Below are 19,741 nucleotides of genomic sequence, written 5' to 3' on the forward strand. Positions count from 1 at the left end.
AAAGGATCGTGAAAATATGTCGTTTTTCAAGAAAATGAAAGATAAAATAACGGGCACGAATGATGCGGTAACCGGTAAATTCAAAGATGGTTTGTCGAAAACACGTGAATCGTTCACTTCGAAAGTGAATGATTTAGTCGCTCGCTTCCGTGAAATCGACGAGGAATTTTTTGAGGAACTGGAAGAAGTATTGCTTCAAGCAGATGTTGGTTATGAAACAGTAATGGAATTGATCGACTTGTTAAAAGTTGAAGTTCAGCGTAAAAATATTAAAGACACAGCAGGAATCCAAACAGTGATATCTGAGAAACTCGTAGAAATCTACAATGCCCAAGGTGAGAGTGACAACACGCTCAATATTCAAGAAGATGGTATTACAGTTCTCTTGATGGTCGGTGTCAATGGAGTCGGCAAGACCACAACAATAGGTAAACTCGCATCACGTTTGAAAGCGGAAGGGAAAACTGTCATGCTTGCTGCAGGCGATACGTTCCGTGCAGGAGCGATTGAGCAATTGGTCGTATGGGGAGAACGGGCCGGCGTTGAAGTCATTCGCCAGTCTGAAGGATCCGATCCCGCTGCTGTAATGTTTGATGCTGTAAATGCTGCGAAAAAACGAAATGTCGATGTCTTAATTTGCGACACGGCTGGTCGTTTGCAGAACAAAGTGAATTTGATGAATGAATTACAAAAAGTTCATCGTGTTATTGGTCGCGAAATTGAAGGTGCCCCTCATGAAGTTTTACTGGCACTGGATGCAACGACTGGTCAAAACGCGCTTATACAGGCAGAGACGTTCAAAGAAGCGACAGACGTAACTGGAATTGTTCTTACCAAGCTCGATGGAACTGCTAAGGGTGGTATTGTTCTGGCGATCCGTAACAAATTGAATATCCCTGTTAAGTTCGTTGGACTAGGTGAAGGTATTGATGACTTACAGCCATTCGATCCTGAGAAGTATGTCTACGGTCTATTTGCTGATGGTTTGGAGCTAGAAGCCGAGCAGGAATCTGAAGAGGTTCAAGACAAGTAAAATACCTTGACGGTGTATGGAGCAACAGCTACTATTAAGAGAAGGTCCGAGGAGGTATGCAACATGCTAGAGAAAACAACACGTGTTAACTTCCTCTTTGATTTTTATCAATCATTGCTGACGGATAAGCAACGGATTTATATGGAATTGTATTATCTCGACGATTTGTCCTTAGGTGAAATTGCCGCAGAGTATAAAGTTTCCAGACAAGCTGTTTACGATAATGTCCGCAGAACTGAAGCAATGCTCGAAGACTATGAAGCAAAATTATCTTTGTTCACGAAGTTTCAAGAACGCTCCACACTTATTGAACAGATTGAACAGCAACTTTCCTTAGGAAATGTGCTGTCTGATGAAGTGAAAACGCTATTACAGCAAATAAAAGAATACGACTAAGGGGGCTCTATGCATGGCATTTGAAGGATTAGCGCAGCGCCTGCAAGGGACGCTTCAAAAAATCACAGGCAAGGGTAAAATTAGTGAAGCTGATGTAAAAGAAATGATGAGAGAAGTACGCTTTGCATTAATCGAAGCGGACGTCAATCTAAAAGTTGTAAAAGAGTTTGTGAAAACAGTGAGTGAACGATCGATCGGTCAAGACGTCATGAAGAGTTTGACACCAGGCCAGCAAGTCGTGAAAATCGTTAAAGATGAACTTACAAAATTGATGGGTGAAGAGCAGTCGAGTATTCAGTTTGCTCGCAAATCTCCAACAGTCATCATGATGGTCGGCTTGCAAGGTGCTGGTAAGACAACTACTTCTGGTAAATTGGCCAATTCTCTTCGCAAACGGAACAATAAAAAGCCATTGCTTGTAGCGGCCGACGTCTACCGTCCAGCAGCAATCCAGCAGTTGGAGACTATTGGTAAGCAATTGACGATTCCTGTTTTTTCAATGGGAACTGATGTGTCTCCTGTGGAAATTGTTCGTCAAGCACTTAAAAAAGCGGACGAGGATCATAATGACGTCGTCATCATTGATACTGCAGGTCGTTTGCATATTGACGAAAAGCTAATGCAAGAGCTAAAAGACATACGCGAGCTTGCGTCACCTGATGAAGTATTCTTAGTAGTGGACTCTATGACTGGTCAAGACGCAGTGAATGTAGCGAAAAACTTTGACGACGCCATTGGAATTACAGGCGTAGCTCTCACGAAACTTGATGGGGATACACGTGGTGGTGCAGCACTTTCAATTCGTTCCGTTACACAAAAGCCAATAAAATACGTTGGTATGGGCGAAAAGATGGACGCGCTCGAGCCGTTCCATCCAGAACGTATGGCATCTCGAATTCTTGGTATGGGAGACGTCATGTCTCTTATTGAGAAAGCTCAAGAAAATGTGGATGAAGACAAAGCGAGAGAACTTGAACAAAAGCTACGTACTCAAACCTTCACTTTGGATGACTTCCTTGATCAGTTGCAACAAGTAAAACAAATGGGACCTCTCGATGAAATCTTGAAAATGATGCCAGGATTTAACAAAATCAAAGGCCTCGATAACGCAAAAGTTGATGAAAGTCAGATGGGGAAAGTGGAGGCAGTTATCTATTCGATGACTACTCAAGAACGTACGACTCCTGAGATGATTAACGCGAACCGTAAAAAACGAATTGCGAAAGGATCAGGTACTTCAATCCAAGAAGTTAACCGATTGCTGAAACAATTTGAAGAAATGAAAAAGATGGTAAAACAGATGACAGGCGCTCAACAACGCGGTAAAAAGAAGATGAAAATGCCTGGAATGGATGCTTTTTTTAAGTAATTCATTCAATAAAAACAAGGTGTTAAGAAAAAACACTTTACAAACATCAAAAAGCTTGATAATATACTATCTTGTGTGAAACTATTCGGAGGTGCAACTAAAAATGTCAGTAAAAATTCGTCTTAAACGTATGGGTGCAAAGAAATCACCTTTCTATCGTATCGTAGTAGCAGATTCACGAGCTCCTCGTGATGGCCGTCAAATCGAAACAGTTGGAACTTACAACCCGCTTACAAAGCCGGCTGAAGTGAAAATTGATGAAGCAAAAGTTTTGGATTGGATGCAGAAGGGCGCTAAGCCATCTGATACAGTTCGTAACTTGTTCTCAGAACAAGGCATCATGGAGAAATTCCATAACGCAAAACTTAGCAAGTAATCAGGAGGTATGCTATGGAGCAGCTGATTAAGACAATCGTAAAACCGTTAGTCGATTATCCCGAAGCGATTCACGTCGAACAGGATGAACAAGCGAATCGGGTTGCCTACAAACTTTCCGTCCACCCTGAAGATATGGGGAAGATCATTGGAAAGCAAGGACGTGTTGCAGGAGCAATACGGACAATTGTTACATCTGCTGCAGGCAGCCACCAAGGTAAACGAGTTTACCTGGATATCATTGACTAACACTGCGTAAAAGGAGGAGCCTCGGTTCCTCCTTTTTTCTATACCAATGAATGTAAAACCTATAAACGAACAAAGGAAGTGAATAGACCATGCAATGGTTTAATGTCGGACAACTCGTCAATACACATGGATTACAAGGAGAAGTACGTGTCACTCCGAGAACGGACTTTCCTGAAGAACGATTTGCAGTTGGTAGTGAATTGAGCTTGTTCATGCCGAACGAAACGTCACCTGTCAAGCTTAAGATCTCTGGTGTGCGCCTTCATAAAAACTTCTATCTGCTCACGTTTGAAAATCATTTCAACTTAAGCCATGTAGAAAAGTACAAGACAGGCATGCTGAAAATATCTGAACAGCAACTAAGTGAGCTTGAAGAAGATGAATTCTACTATCACGAAATCATCGGATGTGAAGTGATCACTCTAGAAGGAAACTCAATCGGGACGGTGACCGATATTTTGGAAACAGGAGCTAACGACGTTTGGACAGTGACTCCAGCTCAAGGTAAACCACACTATATCCCTTATATTGAAGATATCGTTAAAGAAATTGATATCGAAAATAAAAAAATCACTATTGAAGTCATGGATGGTCTTCTTTCATGATGAAAATCAGTATCCTTTCTTTATTCCCTGAGATGTTCGAAGGTGTATTGCACACGTCGATTCTAAAGAAAGCTCAGGAAAATAATGCTGTTACATTCGCCGTAACTGATTTCAGAGAGTTCTCGGAGAACAAACACCACAAAGTGGATGATTATCCGTATGGGGGAGGAGCAGGAATGGTTTTGAAACCCGAGCCCCTTTTCAATGCGGTTGAGGCGGTTACAGAAGGCGCTACAGCTGCTCCAAGAGTTATTTTGATGTGTCCCCAAGGCGAACGCTTCACCCAGGCTAAAGCCGAGGAACTGGCTCTAGAAGAGAACCTAGTCTTCATTTGTGGTCATTATGAAGGATATGATGAGCGAATTCGTGAACATTTAGTTACGGATGAACTTTCAATAGGTGATTTTGTATTAACAGGTGGGGAGATCGCTTCCATGGCTATAATCGATAGCGTGGTCCGGTTGCTTCCTGGAGTCTTAGGGAACCGCGCATCTCATATTGAAGATTCGTTTTCAACTGGGTTGCTTGAACATCCCCATTACACGCGTCCATCCACCTACAAGGGCCATTCGGTTCCTGAAGTCTTACTCTCGGGAAATCACGGTGCAATTGAGAAATGGCGCATGGAACAATCGCTCAAACGTACATTAGAACGTCGCCCAGATCTCTTGGATAAAATGACCTTGACGAAGGACCAAGAGAATATTATAAAGCGATTGAAATTTAAATGAGGATAGTTGCACAAAACTCACATTTATGCTAGTATGATATACGTGCTTCTATGTAAGCACATACTTAACTGATGTTCCGCTGCGGTTATTTATCGTAAGAGCCTCTAAGGATAGGAGAGAAAAATCATGCAACAACTAATTGCAGATATTACAAAAGATCAGCTTAAAAGCGATCTACCGGCATTCCGTCCGGGAGACACAGTGCGTTTGCACGTAAAAATCGTTGAGGGAACGCGCGAGCGTATTCAGCTATTTGAAGGTGTCGTTATCAAGCGTCGTGGAGGCGGAATCAGTGAATCATTCACAGTTCGCAAAATCTCTAACGGTGTTGGCGTGGAGCGTACATTCCCTGTACACACACCAAAAATCGTAAAACTTGAAGTGACTCGTCGTGGTAAAGTACGTCGTGCGAAGTTGTACTACCTTCGTAACCTACGCGGAAAAGCTGCACGTATCAAAGAACTTCGATAAGTATAGCAAGATTAGGAGACCGTTTACGCGGCCTCCTTTCTTTTTGCCTCTAACTTGAATTGAAGGTACAATAGGATCACTAGACTACAGGGGGCAATGGCATGAACGAAAAGAAAAAGAAAAATGAAACCTTTGAATGGGTGAAAGCGCTTCTTATTGCATTTGGGATTGCAGCGGTCATTCGGGTGTTTCTCTTCACGCCGATTGTTGTAGATGGAGTTTCCATGATGCCGACGCTTGAGCATGGTGACAAAATGATTGTTAACAAAATCAGCTATACGATTGGAAAACCAGATCGGTTCGATATTGTCGTTTTCCACGCACCTGAACAAAAAGATTATATTAAACGTGTTATTGGTCTTCCGGGTGATACTGTGGAGTATAAAGAGGATGTCCTCTATATAAACGATGAGGCATATCCAGAGCCCTATCTCGATACCTACAAAAACGAAATTACAGAGGGTACGTTGACAGAAGACTTTACGTTGGAAGAGAAAATCCAACGACAAACCGTACCTGAAGGCCATGTATTTGTTATGGGAGACAATCGCAGGAAAAGTAAAGATTCCCGCCATATTGGCGCGATCAATATAGATGAAATTATAGGAAGTACAAAATTTGTATTCTGGCCGATGAACGATATCGGACTAGTGGACTAAGAAGGTAGGGGTTGCAGATGACCATTCAATGGTTTCCCGGTCACATGGCGAAAGCCCGAAGAGAAGTAACGGAGCAATTGAAACTCGTGGATATCGTGTTTGAACTCGTGGATGCACGTCTTCCGTTGTCTTCAAGGAATCCGATGATTGATGAAGTAATTCATCAAAAACCTAGACTGCTCATATTAAACAAAATGGACTTAGCTGATGAACATGAGACGGCGAAATGGATTCGCTATTTTGATGAGCAAGGGATTCGTGCAATTGCTATCAATTCATTTGAAGGCAAAGGTCTGCAAGCGGTAACGAAGGCGGCAAAAGAAGTATTGGCACCTAAAATCGAGCGTATGAAAAAACGAGGCATTCGCCCTGGTGCAATTCGTGCGATGATTGTGGGTATCCCGAACGTTGGTAAATCCACGCTAATTAATCGACTTGCTCATAAAAATATTGCGAAAACAGGCAATAAGCCGGGTGTTACAAAAGCTCAACAATGGATTAAGTACGAAAAAGAATTAGAGTTGCTGGATACACCGGGAATTCTATGGCCGAAGTTTGAAGATCCTGAAACCGGTCAAAAGCTTGCCTTAACAGGTGCTATTAAAGACACAATCGTCAATATGGAAGACCTAGCGATGTATGGACTCCATTTCTTATCAGATCGATATTCTGCTCGCTTACAGGAGCGTTATGGGTTTGCAACTGTGGAAAATAATACAGCTGAACTGTTTAATGCAGTTGGGGCACGCCGTAAAGCCTACACGACCGGTGGAGAAATCGATTATGATAAAGTTGCAGAACTAATTATACAGGATGTTAGAAGTGGCAACTTCGGAAGATTGACATTCGACTGGACAGAAGAACAAGAGTGACCTAGCCGGAGCCGGCACCCGGCTTCGGTTTTTGTATATCTAAAAATCAATAGAACAACCGATAATAAAAGTATGGAATTGAAGAAGGATGGAAGGTGAGCGTGTGAAAACAATTCAAGCTATCAAATTACAGCTAAAAGAAGCGAATGAGCCTGAACCTTGGATGGCGGAGTTAGTACAGGATACACGTAAGGGTGTTCAACAAGCACTCGTGAGCTGGAATCGTGCCTACGACAAGCGTTTGGAGGTGAAGGTAAGACACATAGAAAAGCAACAGTTTGATGCTTCGTTCGCGCCATTCAAAGGAGCGCAAGTAGCGGGTACCGATGAGGCCGGTAGGGGCCCGCTAGCTGGTCCTGTTGTAACGGCAGCTGTCATTCTACCTGTTGAAGCCGACGAGTTAATAGGTTTAGATGACTCGAAACAGATACCTAAGAAAGAACGTGAACGACTGGCGGAAATCATTAAGCGCATTGCTGTTGCTTGGACTGTGCATGTGCAGTCTGCTGAACGCATTGATACAATAAATATTTACGCTGCAACTCGTGAATCGATGGAACAAGCGATAAGAAATTTACACGTATCACCAGACCAAGTGCTAGCAGATGCTATGAAGCTGAATGTTGACTGCCCAACAACATCCATTATTAAAGGGGATGCACAAAGTTTATCGATTGCTGCTGCCTCCATTCTTGCGAAAACTACACGAGATCAATTGATGGATGAGTTGCATGAACATTATCCAATGTATCGATTTGATAAACACGCAGGATATGGGACACCCGAGCACCTGAAAGCGCTTGAAGAGTATGGTCCATGCAAATACCATCGGAAGACGTTTGAACCAATTAAAACAATGATTGCAGGAAAGGCGGCCCGCTCATGAATAATCCGTCTATAACACCGAACTTAGGAGCAGTTGGTATTGGAAACCAACAATCCACGCAGCCTGCACAACTGCGCGAAGGACAACTCTTCCGTGGACAGATAAAACAGCTCTATCCAGGACAGATGGCTGAGGTTCAAATCGGTAATCAGAAGCTAAATGCCAAATTAGAAGTTCCGCTTAAAGCTGGCGATTCCTATTACTTTCAAGTGAAAGCAACTGAGCCTGAATTACAGTTAAAACTTATCTCTGGACCTCATGAAAAAGGAGAAAGTGAGAGCGCTAAAGTTGGTAGTCTTCTCGATACATTACAACTTACAAAAACGTCAGAAATGAGGAAACTTGTAGAATTCTTCATGAAGCAACAAATCCCAATTACGCGGGAATCGTTAGTTGTGGGTGAAGCGCTATTGAAACAAGTAGGTCCAGCTGAACAGAAGGAGGCTCTCGCTTCAATCGGGAAGCTAGTATCTTTAAAGCTACCGATAACAACACAGTTATTTCAAGCAATGATGGGGATTGAAACTAAAGCAGGACTTCAAAGCGTACTTGATGTACTGAAGCAAGCAGTTACTTCAGACACAAAAATCTCCGCTACTCAAAAAAAGGATATACAAACTACATTGCAACAAGTTAAACAACCATTACTGGAAAGCAACGGGGGAAAACTTTTTGCCCAAACGCTAATTACTGCCCTTGATAAAACTGCACCTCCAGAAATCCGATTTCAAGCAGTCCAATTACTTAAAACGGTAGGTATCTTACCTATGCAAGCATCTTTAGCAAATTTACCCGAGGTGCTCGCGACATTAGTAAGCTCAGCGGGTAGTCAGACATCACTTGTACCACATTCTAGTCAAGTAGCTACAACGGCAACTCCTAGTACTCCAGCTGCCCTAGAGGCTTCTTTAAAGCCGGATGCGAAGCAACTGGTAACTGTTTTGCAACAAGCATCTGTAACGCCTGCAAAAGTAGCTCCTTCAACTTTAGTGGATCTGCAACGGATGATTCAACAGACCGATTTATCACCAAATCTTAAAGTGCAATTGACCAATGTCATACTAGCTCACTTCCAAACGAACGAAACCTCGGAGACGTTACTTACAAAATTCAGTGAAGCTCTGTTTAGTGGAAGTGCTAAAGAAATGATTCCCACAGCTAATACAGCACAGGCTCAAATTACAGGTTCTTCTTCCCAAGCTGTTAATCTGGCAACATCCATTCCACCTATCCCAACTACAGGACAAAGTGCAATGCCAGCTCTTTTGCAAGCTCTGCTTGAAACCCAAGGTGGACAAGAGAAACTGCCTGCACTCATCAGACAAGCTATGCAATCAGATTCACCTGTTATCCAATCTTTTTTAGCTTCTGCAGATGCAGCAACTAGTGAAGAAATAACAGGACAGACAATCAAGCAAGCATTACAAACGGTACTAGCTAAGCTAGGTGTTCATTATGAAGCGAATCTCACATCAAAAGAGCCACAAATCTCTCAAATACAAGAATCTTTGAAACCGCAGCTTGTTGCATTGTTGCAAGAAGGTGTAGCTGGGACTGCGTTAAAAGATGCAGCAGAAACAGTCGTTTCAAGGTTGAATGGCCAACCTTTACAATCAGTGGAGTCAGGTGTTCAACAGCACATTATCATGCAAGTCCCCCTTCAATTGCAGGGCAAAAGAATCGATGCAACGCTTGAGTGGAATGGGAGGATGAAAGAAGACGGCAAGATAGATCCTAATCATGCACGCGTCTTGTTTTACCTAGAACTTGAAGCGCTCCGTAAAACTGTAGTAGATATGCAAGTGCAAAACAAAGTGGTCACTTTAACGATTTTCAATGAAGATCCTACGTTGAAAATACTCGGGACAGTTCTTCAAGATAAACTAGCGGAAGGATTAGAAGCTGAAGGATATCGACTTTCAGCAGTCCGTTTCAAACCGTTTCAAGAAGAAGCGTCATCGCAAACTAACTCACGGCTATCTCCAGATAGTAACGTCCAAGGAGTCGATTTCCGGATATGAATGAGAAGAGATATAAGCGACGCGAAGCCGTAGCACTAACATATGTCCCGGAACTTAACGAAGCACCAAAAGTAACTGCGAAAGGGAAGGGGCAAATTGCGGATAATATACTCGAAAAAGCTCGAGAGCACGGTGTGCCAATTCAGGAAGACCCTTCTCTTGTTGAATTACTTGGACAGTTAGAAGTGAATGAAACCATCCCTGACCAACTGTACCAAGCTGTGTCTGAAGTATTGGCATATGTGTATCGATTAGATCGGTCAAGAAGCGGAAAATAAACAGGCGTGCAACTGTAGTAGTACAGAAATTTCGCGCTTAACGTATACAAATATGGACATAGTATGACAAGTTTACTACAATAGAGTACGCAGTAAAGAATAGTTATCAGTTTGATTGGAGGATATAAGATGAATATCCATGAATATCAAGGGAAACAACTGCTTCGTGATTATGGAGTTGCAGCTTCAAGAGGGATTGCAGCATTTTCTCCTGAAGAAGCGGTAAAAGCAGCGAAGGAACTTGGCACTGAAGTATTTGTCGTGAAAGCGCAAATTCATGCAGGTGGTCGCGGAAAAGCGGGCGGCGTCAAAATTGCTAAGAGTCTTGACGAAGTACGTGCGTACGCAAAAGAACTTCTAGGCAAAACGTTGGTTACACACCAAACTGGTCCAGAAGGAAAAGAAGTAAAGCGTTTACTCGTTGAAGAAGGCGCAGATATCAAAAAAGAATACTATATCAGTCTTGTTGTTGACCGGGCTACGGACCGCGTTACACTAATGGGATCTGAAGAAGGCGGAATGGATATTGAAGAAGTTGCAGAAGCAACTCCTGAAAAAATATTCCATGAAGTGATTGACCCAGTTGCAGGATTGACTGGATTCCAAGCGCGACGCATGGCATTCAATATGAATATTCCTGCACATCTTGTAAACAAAGCAGCGAAATTCATGACAGGTCTTTATCAAGTATTCATTGAAAAAGACGCTTCTATCGTAGAAATCAACCCACTCGTTGTCACTGGAGACGATCAAGTCCTTGCACTTGATGCTAAATTCAACTTTGACGACAATGCATTGTTCCGTCACAAGGACATTGTTGAGTTGCGCGACTTTGAAGAAGAAGATGCAAAAGAAATCGAAGCTTCTAAGTACGACTTGAGCTATATTTCTCTAGACGGCAACATCGGCTGTATGGTCAATGGTGCAGGACTTGCTATGGCTACAATGGACACGATCAATTATTACGGCGGATCACCCGCAAACTTCCTTGACGTTGGGGGCGGCGCGACTGCTGAAAAAGTAACAGAAGCGTTCAAAATCATCCTTTCTGATGAACACGTGAAAGGGATTTTCGTCAACATCTTCGGAGGTATCATGAAGTGTGACGTTATTGCTGAAGGTGTTATCACTGCAGCGAAAGAAGTCGGTCTCGAAGTGCCACTAGTTGTTCGTCTCGAAGGAACAAATGTGGACAGAGGTAAGGCTTTGCTGAATGAGTCTGGTCTGAATATTATTGCAGCTGGCTCAATGGCAGACGGCGCACAGAAGATTGTTGAAATCGTAGGCTAAGAAAGGCAGGGACAAACGATGAGTATTTATATCGATAAAAATACAAAAGTAGTCGTCCAAGGAATTACTGGCGGGACTGCAAAATTTCATACCCAGCAAATGCTTGAATACGGAACGAAAATCGTTGCAGGGGTAACACCAGGCAAAGGCGGTACAGAAGTTGATGGCGTTCCTGTATTTAATACAATGGAAGAAGCCGTTAAAGAAACTGGCGCTAATGTTTCCGTTATCTACGTACCAGCACCTTTCGCAGCAGATGCAATCATGGAAGCGGTAGACGCTGATCTTGATATGGCTATCTGTATTACAGAGCACATCCCTGTTCTTGATATGGTGAAAGTAGTGCGTTACATGGACGGTAAAAAGACACGTCTTGTTGGACCGAACTGTCCAGGTGTTATCACTCCGGAAGAATGTAAAATTGGTATAATGCCAGGATACATTCATACAAAAGGTCACGTAGGCGTTATTTCACGCTCAGGTACATTGACGTATGAAGCAGTTCACCAACTTTCTGAAGCGGGTATCGGTCAGACAACAGCTGTTGGTATTGGTGGAGACCCTGTCAATGGTACAAACTTTATCGACGTATTGAAGGAATTCAATGAAGACGAAGATACGTATGCAGTTGTTATGATTGGTGAGATCGGCGGTACTGCTGAAGAAGAAGCAGCCGAGTGGATCAAAGCTAACATGAAGAAACCTGTAGTAGGATTCATCGGTGGACAAACAGCACCTCCAGGAAAGCGTATGGGCCATGCAGGCGCTATCATTTCCGGTGGTAAAGGGACTGCTGATGAAAAGATCAAAGCACTTAATAACGCTGGTGTAGAGGTTGCAGAGACACCATCTGTTATCGGAGAGACATTGATCAAAGTAATTAAAGAAAAAGGGCTATACGAAAAGTGTAAAACCCACTAAGATGGAAGATGCAGCGTATTCAATAGATACGCTGCATCTTTTCTATATAATAAGGAGGTATTCAATGATCCTGACCGTAGATGAACAGCAATTATTAAAACTCCATTATGCATGGCCAGTTTCGTATCCAAAACTTATTGCATACATCGAACATGATTATGGACATGACCGCTTATCGAATTCATCAAACACTCAACGTACGAATTTGAATGCGAAACTTGCTCAGCTATCCCCACTTCCTCTTTTAGAACTTCTGTTAGAAAAAGGAATCAACCCCATTCCTTATACACATCCTGACTATCCCGAATCATTAAAACAGTTGATTGATCCGCCGGCTATCCTCTATACGAAAGGTGATCGAACTTTACTGAAAAAACCAAGCAAAGTAGCGATTATTGGCTCAAGAAAAGCGGGAAGCTATTCAATTACTGCTATGAAGACGATTATTCCACCTCTTGTCCAACATGGTTCAGTTATTGTATCCGGTCTTGCTAAAGGCGCTGATACGATGGCACATCAAGCTACAATAGAGTACGGTGGACAAACGATTGCAGTGTTAGGTCATGGGTTTTTCCATTTATATCCGAAAGAGAATGCACAGCTTGCACACACTATCTTAAAAGAACATCTGTTAGTTAGTGAGTTTCCACCGTATCATCCGCCGGCAAAGTGGACGTTCCCTATGAGAAATCGTATTATAAGCGGACTATCTAACTCGATTGTAATTACAGAGTCTGCTTTAAAGAGTGGAACGATGAGTACGATTGAGCATGCACTCGATCATGGTAAGGAAGTTTTCGCAGTTCCTGGACCAATCGACTCAGCACTATCACTTGGACCGAATAAGTTATTAGATGAAGGAGCTCGACCTATTTGGAGTGGTTTTCAAATCATTGATTCACTTGTCGAATCTTGACGAAGAAAATGTCTTTTTACTAAAATAGTTGCTTTTAGGTGAAAACTGTTATACATTTTGCAACAGATATTCTTTTTGATGAATAAATACAAAGAACCTCTTTAAGGGGGACATACTAGAATGGCAGATTACTTAGTGATCGTGGAATCACCCGCAAAAGCGAAAACAATAGAACGATATTTAGGGAAGAAATACAAAGTGCGTGCTTCACTCGGCCACTTACGGGACTTGCCACGTAGTCAAATGGGCGTGGACGTCGAAAATAACTATGAGCCAAAGTATATTACGATTCGGGGAAAAGGCCCGATTCTTCAAGAACTTAAAAAAGAAGCGAAAAAAGCGAAAAAAATCTTTCTCGCAGCTGACCCCGACAGAGAAGGGGAAGCGATTGCATGGCATCTCGCCCATCAGTTAGGCGTAGATGAGCATTCGGATTGTCGCGTTGTTTTTAACGAGATTACAAAAGAAGCCATAAAGGAATCTTTTAAAAATCCACGTCCGATCAATACGGACTTAGTTGATGCTCAACAAGCGCGACGTATTCTCGATCGCCTTGTTGGCTATAACATCAGCCCGATACTATGGAAAAAAGTGAAAAAAGGGTTGTCGGCGGGTCGTGTTCAGTCCGTTGCACTTAAGTTAATTATTGATCGTGAAGAAGAAATTAAAGCTTTCGTTCCTGAAGAGTACTGGTCAATCGGTGCTGGCTTCAGTAAAAAGGAAGGCGAATTTGAAGCCGCTTTCTATGGCGTAGCAGGTAAAAAGGTTAAGTTGACCGACAAGCAACAAGTTGACGATATTCTGTCTAAATTAGATGGAGATGACTTCACGGTTGAGCAAGTAGTGAAAAAAGAACGTAAGCGAAATCCTGCAGTACCTTTTACGACATCTTCATTGCAACAGGAAGCTGCGCGTAAGTTGAATTTCCGTGCCAAGAAAACAATGATGATTGCACAGCAACTATACGAAGGTATTACAATTGGTAAAGAAGGAATTGTAGGTCTGATCACATATATGCGTACCGATTCGACAAGAATCTCAGAGTCCGCTCAAAATGAAGCAAAATCTCATATTGAAACGATGTACGGAGAAGAATTCACGCGTAAAACGAAGGCAGTTGCTAAAGCATCAACTGCAAAGACTCAAGACGCACACGAAGCCGTGCGCCCAACAGGCGTGATGCGAACACCTGAAGCGATGAAAGCGTTTTTATCGAAAGACCAACTAAAATTATATAAATTGATTTGGTCACGTTTTCTTGCAAGCCAAATGGCACCTGCGATTCTCGATACGGTCACTGTGGATTTACTAAATAATGATGTGCAGTTTAGAGCAACAGGTTCACAAGTGAAGTTTGCAGGTTTCATGAAAGTTTACATTGAGAGTCATGATGATAAGGAAGAAGAAAAAGATAATGTACTCCCTCCGCTTACAGAGGGAGAAACGGTAACATGCGGTAGTATCGATCCGAAGCAACACTATACGCAGCCACCTCCCCGTTATTCTGAAGCCCGTCTTGTTAAGACGTTGGAAGAACTAGGTATAGGGCGACCATCTACATATGCTCCTACTTTGGATACGATTCAAAAAAGAGGCTATGTCACACTAGATGCGAAGCGATTTGTACCTACTGAACTAGGTGGTATTGTAAACGCGGCTGTGAACCAATACTTTTCTGATATTACAAATGCCGAGTTTACCGCTAAAATGGAAAGAAGTCTTGACCATATCGAAGAGGGCGAGATTCCATGGGTATCAGTTATTGATGAGTTCTATCAAGACTTTGAAAAGCATTTAAAAGTAGCAGATGAGGAAATGGAAAAAATCGAAATAAAAGATGAGCCAGCTGGAGAAGATTGCGAGAAATGTGGTTCTCCAATGGTGTACAAAATGGGGCGTTATGGAAAATTCATGGCGTGTTCTAATTTCCCAGAATGTCGTAATACAAAAGCTATCATTAAACCAATCGGTGTTACATGTCCGCTTTGTAAAGAAGGCGAAGTTGTCGAGCGTAAGAGTAAGAAGAATAGAATCTTTTACGGATGTGACCGTTATCCTGAGTGTGAATATATTTCATGGGACAAGCCGATATCGAGACCTTGTCCGAAATGCGAAAGTACACTTGTTGAAAAACGTTTGAAAAAAGGATTGCAAACTCAATGTACGGAATGTGACTATAAAGAAAAACCACAAGAATAACTTTTATGGGAAAGAAGGGGTCAATGTGACACCAATAGTAAATGTAATCGGTGCAGGACTTGCAGGGAGCGAAGCAGCGTGGCAAATCGCAAGCCGTGGAGTGCAGGTTCGATTATATGAAATGCGACCTGTACAACAAACACCAGCCCATCACACGGACAAGTTTGCTGAACTCGTGTGTAGTAACTCACTACGAGCGAATTCCTTAACGAATGCAGTAGGGGTTATTAAAGAAGAAATGCGACGTTTGGACTCTCTTATAATTGCTGCTGCCGATGCATGTTCAGTTCCAGCTGGCGGCGCTCTTGCTGTCGATCGTCATGAGTTCTCAGCGCTTGTTACGGATAAAGTTCGCAATCATCCACTCGTTGAAGTGATCAATGAAGAAGTGACAGAAATCCCAGAAGGCATTACCGTCATTGCTACAGGTCCACTTACGTCACCAGCGTTGGCTGAAAAGGTTCGACAGCTTACCGGTGAAGACTATCTATACTTTTATGACGCTGCTGCACCAATTGTTGAGAAGGACTCCATTGACATGGAAAAAGTTTATCTTAAATCACGCTATGACAAAGGTGAAGCAGCTTATCTAAATTGTCCTATGGATGAAGAAGAATTTGCTGTATTTTATAATGCCCTAGTCAATGCGGAAGTTGCAGAACTGAAAGAATTCGAAAAAGAAATATACTTTGAAAGTTGTATGCCAGTTGAAGTTCTAGCAAGTCGCGGAGAAAAGACATTGCTGTTCGGACCGATGAAGCCTGTAGGATTAGAAGATCCGAAAACAGGTAAACGACCTAAAGCCGTTGTACAACTTCGTCAAGACGATGCTGCTGGTACACTTTATAATATCGTTGGATTCCAAACGCATATGAAGTGGGGGGCACAAAAAGAAGTATTAAAACTTATTCCAGGACTAGAGAATGTTGAAATTGTACGTTATGGTGTGATGCATCGGAATACGTTCATCAATTCACCTAGAGTGTTGCAACCTACCTATCAGCTCAAAGCAAATCCACAATTATTTTTTGCTGGTCAAATGACAGGCGTAGAAGGATATGTTGAGTCTGCTGGAGCGGGATTAGTTGCAGGGATGAATGCTGCACGTCTTGCTCTTGGTGAGGAACCTTATGTGCTACCGAATCAAACTGCATTAGGTAGCATGGCCAGATATATTACAGAAGCGGATTCAAAAAACTTCCAGCCAATGAATGTGAACTTTGGATTATTCCCAGATTTAGGGGAACGTGTGCGGTCTAAACTTGAACGTGCGGAAAGACATGCTGCTAGAGCTTTAGAGGCAATTGATGAATTCAAAGCAGTACATCTGGTTGTGTAAGTGTAGCGAAGAAGGAAGGGATTACCTTTCTTCTTTTTTTTCTTGCCGAATGTGTGTTAAATGTGAAATTTGAATGACATTAAAGAAAAAAACATTAAAGAGGTCAGACAACCTGGTTGCTGATAGTTGAAGAAATACCTATCAATCGTGTATAGTGTATTATGGATGAGTTTGAATTTAAGGAGTAATCGGCATTTTCAATCAGTTTGAATAGTCAAACACGCTACTTGCCGAGCGTTAAAATGATGATTGTCATTTTTCGGGAGGTGTACATAATGGATGAAAGAACGATCCAAATTCGTAATGAGTATATTACGTATGTACGTTTGGAAAAAAACTATTCAATCCACACTGTAGCGGAATATGAAAAGGATGTAGATGAATTTCTTGAATTCTTAAAAGCTGAAGGTATATATACGTTAGAAAGTATTACATATCAAGAGGCGAGATTATTCGCTTCAAGATTGTATGACCGTGATTTATCCAGGGCAACCATTTCGAGAAAGATTTCTTCGGTTCGTTCATTTTTCAAATATGCGAATGCTCAATATGCTATTGATGACACAGCATTCCGTTTGCTTCATCATCCTAAAAAGGAAGAAAGACTTCCTGCTTTTTTTTATGTTGAGGAACTTGAAAAACTATTTGCCGCTTGCGAAAAGGAGAACCCACGTGATTTACGGGATCGAGCATTGCTCGAACTTCTCTATGCAACCGGTATCCGAGTCAGCGAACTTACGTCAATCAGTTTACCGGACATTGACAATGATTTAGGTATTGTTAGGGTCATGGGTAAAGGCAGAAAAGAGCGCTATGTCCCATTCGGTAGTTATGCGCAGTCGGCGATTGAGAGGTATATCGAAATTAGTCGACCTATTCTTATGAAAACGATTACGCATAATCGTTTGTTTGTTAATTTACGAGGTGGTCCATTAACAGCTCGTGGTGTTAGACATGTATTGGATGCACTTGTTGATCGTGCGTCCATTCAGTCAAATGTCTATCCCCATATGTTGCGTCATACATTTGCGACCCATTTACTATCTGCAGGTGCAGATATGCGAACTGTCCAAGAACTTTTAGGTCATAGTGATTTGTCTTCGACACAGATTTATACCCATACAACGAAAGAGCATTTAAGAAGAACTTATATGAATACGCATCCGCGTGCTTAGGAGGAAATCTGAATGGAATTTCATGCAACCACGATTTTTGCTATCCGACATAAAGGAGTTTGTGCGATGTCTGGTGATGGTCAAGTGACCATGGGAGAAAGTGTAGTAATGAAACACACAGCGAAAAAGGTTCGAAGATTGTTTAATGGAAACGTGCTTGCTGGTTTCGCGGGGTCTGTTGCGGACGCTTTTACGTTATTTGATCTCTTTGAAGAGAAGCTGACGGAATATAATGGCAACCTACAACGTGCTTCTGTTGAGCTAGCAAAACAGTGGCGAGGGGACCAAATTCTTCGCAAGCTAGAGGCAATGCTACTTGTAATGGATAAGGAAACCCTTTTGCTAGTCTCAGGAACAGGTGAAGTCATAGAGCCAGATGACGGCATCCTCGCAATTGGATCTGGTGGAAACTATGCACTTGCAGCTGGACGTTCACTTGCGAAGTATGCAGGGGAATCGTTGACTGCTGAACAAATTGCTCGCGCAGCACTTGAAACGGCTTCTGAAATTTGTGTATTTACAAACGACAAGATAATCGTGGAGGTGCTTGGAGGATGACATCACAGCAGTTGACACCGAAAGAAATGATCACATTTCTAGATCGTTATATTGTAGGTCAGGATAAAGCGAAACGAGCAGTTGCTGTAGCCATTCGTAACAGATATAGAAGAAACTTACTGACGGATGAAGAGAAAAGTGAAATCATCCCTAAAAATATTTTGATGATCGGGCCTACAGGTGTTGGGAAAACTGAGATCGCACGTAGGATTGCAAAACTTGTGGACGCACCTTTTGTAAAAGTCGAGGCCACTAAGTTTACAGAAGTTGGATATGTAGGTAGAGACGTTGAATCGATGGTTCGTGACCTGGTAGAAACAGGTGTCCGGATTGTTAAAGAGAAGCAACGTGTACAAGTGAAAGGCCAAGCAGCTATCCAAGCGGAAGAACGTCTTGTCGAATTGCTCGTTCCTTCTAAGAAAAAGAAAGGTTCGATGCAGAATCCGTTTGAAATGTTGTTTGGAGGGCAAAAGAATGAAAGTGAGACCGATGAGCAAGATGAAGTAATTGAAATCACTAGAAAGCGAAGTGAAATCGCTGAATTGCTTCAATCGGGAAAACTGGAAGAGCAACAAGTTACTGTTGAAGTATCTTCTCAACAGCCCTCAATGTTCGATGCGTTACAAGGTTCTGGAATGGAGCAAATGGGATCGAATATGCAAGATGCTCTTTCTTCACTTATGCCTAAGAAAACAACTGCACGAAAACTGCCTGTAAAAGATGCGAGAAGAGTATTAGAAGCTGAAGAAGCGGACAAACTAATAGATCACGACGAAATCGCGCGTCTTGCAGTAGAGCTTACGGAGCAGTCAGGAATTATCTTTATCGACGAAATGGACAAAATCGCAAGTAAGAGCGGTGGTTCTTCAAGTGCAGATGTTTCACGTGAAGGAGTACAAAGAGATATACTTCCAATCGTAGAAGGTTCTACGGTCAATACTAAATATGGTTCGGTGAAAACGGATTACATATTATTTATTGCAGCTGGAGCTTTTCATATGTCAAAACCGTCCGATATAATACCGGAACTTCAAGGTCGTTTTCCAATTCGTGTGGAGTTAGACAAATTAACTAAAGACGATTTTGTTCGTATCTTAAAAGAACCAGACTTCTCCCTGATTCGACAGTATGAGAAACTTCTTGCAACGGAAGACGTCCTGGTAGAGTTCACAGAGGAGTCAATTGATCGAATTGCTGAAATTGCTTTTGAAGTGAACGATAATACGGAAAATATCGGTGCTAGACGACTCCATACAATAGTGGAACGGCTCCTTGAAGAATTATCATTCGAAGCATCTGAAATTGGACCAACGAGCATAAAGATTACCCCATCTTACGTGGATGAGAAGTTGCAGGGAATTGTCAAAGACAAGGATTTGTCACATTTCATCTTATAAT

At 42.2% G+C, this 19,741-nt stretch carries 21 protein-coding genes; all 21 read left to right on the plus strand.

Annotated features, from left to right (window positions below):
• Positions 1-16: 16 nt before the first annotated feature.
• The 21 genes from ftsY to hslU all read left to right on the plus strand — a co-directional run bounded on the left by ftsY (position 17) and on the right by hslU (position 19,740).
• Positions 17-1,033, plus strand: coding sequence for a signal recognition particle-docking protein FtsY (gene ftsY, locus ACRPI0_RS03735; RefSeq protein ID WP_432354942.1), 1,017 nt, complete (start codon positions 17-19; stop codon positions 1,031-1,033).
• A 63-nt stretch (positions 1,034-1,096) separates the two neighbouring features.
• The gene (locus tag ACRPI0_RS03740) at positions 1,097-1,429 is read left to right on the plus strand and encodes a putative DNA-binding protein (RefSeq protein ID WP_432354943.1); all 333 of its coding nucleotides are present in this window, start codon (positions 1,097-1,099) and stop codon (positions 1,427-1,429) included.
• Between the two features lie 13 nt (positions 1,430-1,442).
• Complete coding sequence (gene ffh / locus ACRPI0_RS03745; RefSeq protein ID WP_432354945.1) at positions 1,443-2,798, plus strand: signal recognition particle protein; 1,356 nt, start codon at positions 1,443-1,445, stop codon at positions 2,796-2,798.
• Between the two features lie 103 nt (positions 2,799-2,901).
• Positions 2,902-3,174 carry a 30S ribosomal protein S16 gene (gene rpsP, locus ACRPI0_RS03750; protein WP_039041903.1) on the plus strand — a complete coding sequence of 91 codons (273 nt, stop codon included), beginning with the start codon at positions 2,902-2,904 and terminating at the stop codon, positions 3,172-3,174.
• A 14-nt stretch (positions 3,175-3,188) separates the two neighbouring features.
• On the plus strand, positions 3,189-3,422 hold the full coding sequence (locus ACRPI0_RS03755) for a KH domain-containing protein (RefSeq protein WP_432354946.1): 234 nt from the start codon (positions 3,189-3,191) through the stop codon (positions 3,420-3,422).
• A gap of 89 nt (positions 3,423-3,511) precedes the next feature.
• On the plus strand, positions 3,512-4,027 hold the full coding sequence (gene rimM, locus ACRPI0_RS03760; protein ID WP_432354947.1) for a ribosome maturation factor RimM: 516 nt from the start codon (positions 3,512-3,514) through the stop codon (positions 4,025-4,027).
• Positions 4,027-4,758, plus strand: coding sequence for a tRNA (guanosine(37)-N1)-methyltransferase TrmD (gene trmD, locus ACRPI0_RS03765; RefSeq protein WP_432355877.1), 732 nt, complete (start codon positions 4,027-4,029; stop codon positions 4,756-4,758). The genes rimM and trmD overlap by 1 nt, the downstream gene beginning before the upstream one ends.
• Before the next feature lie 126 nt (positions 4,759-4,884).
• The gene (gene rplS, locus ACRPI0_RS03770; protein WP_039041905.1) at positions 4,885-5,229 is read left to right on the plus strand and encodes a 50S ribosomal protein L19; all 345 of its coding nucleotides are present in this window, start codon (positions 4,885-4,887) and stop codon (positions 5,227-5,229) included.
• Positions 5,230-5,330: 101 nt separating this feature from the next.
• Entirely contained in the window at positions 5,331-5,888 is a 558-nt protein-coding gene (gene lepB, locus ACRPI0_RS03775; protein ID WP_432354949.1) for a signal peptidase I, read from the plus strand.
• Between the two features lie 17 nt (positions 5,889-5,905).
• Positions 5,906-6,760, plus strand: coding sequence for a ribosome biogenesis GTPase YlqF (ylqF, locus tag ACRPI0_RS03780; RefSeq protein ID WP_432354950.1), 855 nt, complete (start codon positions 5,906-5,908; stop codon positions 6,758-6,760).
• A 103-nt stretch (positions 6,761-6,863) separates the two neighbouring features.
• Positions 6,864-7,646, plus strand: coding sequence for a ribonuclease HII (locus ACRPI0_RS03785; RefSeq protein WP_432354951.1), 783 nt, complete (start codon positions 6,864-6,866; stop codon positions 7,644-7,646).
• Positions 7,643-9,667: a hypothetical protein gene (locus tag ACRPI0_RS03790; protein WP_432354952.1), complete on the plus strand. Its 2,025-nt coding sequence runs from the start codon at positions 7,643-7,645 to the stop codon at positions 9,665-9,667. The genes ACRPI0_RS03785 and ACRPI0_RS03790 overlap by 4 nt, the downstream gene beginning before the upstream one ends.
• The gene (locus tag ACRPI0_RS03795) at positions 9,664-9,945 is read left to right on the plus strand and encodes an EscU/YscU/HrcU family type III secretion system export apparatus switch protein (RefSeq protein WP_432354953.1); all 282 of its coding nucleotides are present in this window, start codon (positions 9,664-9,666) and stop codon (positions 9,943-9,945) included. Before ACRPI0_RS03790 ends, ACRPI0_RS03795 begins: the two co-directional genes overlap by 4 nt.
• Before the next feature lie 129 nt (positions 9,946-10,074).
• Positions 10,075-11,235 carry an ADP-forming succinate--CoA ligase subunit beta gene (gene sucC / locus ACRPI0_RS03800; protein ID WP_432354954.1) on the plus strand — a complete coding sequence of 387 codons (1,161 nt, stop codon included), beginning with the start codon at positions 10,075-10,077 and terminating at the stop codon, positions 11,233-11,235.
• Between the two features lie 18 nt (positions 11,236-11,253).
• A complete protein-coding gene (gene sucD, locus ACRPI0_RS03805) occupies positions 11,254-12,156 on the plus strand; it encodes a succinate--CoA ligase subunit alpha (protein WP_432354955.1) in 903 nt (300 codons plus the stop codon).
• Positions 12,157-12,220: 64 nt separating this feature from the next.
• On the plus strand, positions 12,221-13,072 hold the full coding sequence (gene dprA, locus ACRPI0_RS03810) for a DNA-processing protein DprA (protein ID WP_432354956.1): 852 nt from the start codon (positions 12,221-12,223) through the stop codon (positions 13,070-13,072).
• 120 nt (positions 13,073-13,192) lie between these two features.
• Positions 13,193-15,271, plus strand: a complete 2,079-nt coding sequence (gene topA, locus ACRPI0_RS03815) for a type I DNA topoisomerase (RefSeq protein WP_432354957.1) — start codon at positions 13,193-13,195, stop codon at positions 15,269-15,271.
• A gap of 25 nt (positions 15,272-15,296) precedes the next feature.
• Positions 15,297-16,610, plus strand: a complete 1,314-nt coding sequence (gene trmFO / locus ACRPI0_RS03820; RefSeq protein ID WP_432354958.1) for an FADH(2)-oxidizing methylenetetrahydrofolate--tRNA-(uracil(54)-C(5))-methyltransferase TrmFO — start codon at positions 15,297-15,299, stop codon at positions 16,608-16,610.
• A 275-nt stretch (positions 16,611-16,885) separates the two neighbouring features.
• Entirely contained in the window at positions 16,886-17,785 is a 900-nt protein-coding gene (gene xerC / locus ACRPI0_RS03825) for a tyrosine recombinase XerC (protein ID WP_432354959.1), read from the plus strand.
• A 12-nt stretch (positions 17,786-17,797) separates the two neighbouring features.
• On the plus strand, positions 17,798-18,343 hold the full coding sequence (gene hslV / locus ACRPI0_RS03830; protein WP_432354960.1) for an ATP-dependent protease subunit HslV: 546 nt from the start codon (positions 17,798-17,800) through the stop codon (positions 18,341-18,343).
• Positions 18,340-19,740, plus strand: a complete 1,401-nt coding sequence (gene hslU / locus ACRPI0_RS03835; RefSeq protein ID WP_432354961.1) for an ATP-dependent protease ATPase subunit HslU — start codon at positions 18,340-18,342, stop codon at positions 19,738-19,740. The genes hslV and hslU overlap by 4 nt, the downstream gene beginning before the upstream one ends.
• Position 19,741: the final 1 nt, after the last annotated feature.

Source organism: Sporosarcina sp. A2 (assembly GCF_050858885.1).
Classification (GTDB): domain Bacteria; phylum Bacillota; class Bacilli; order Bacillales_A; family Planococcaceae; genus Sporosarcina.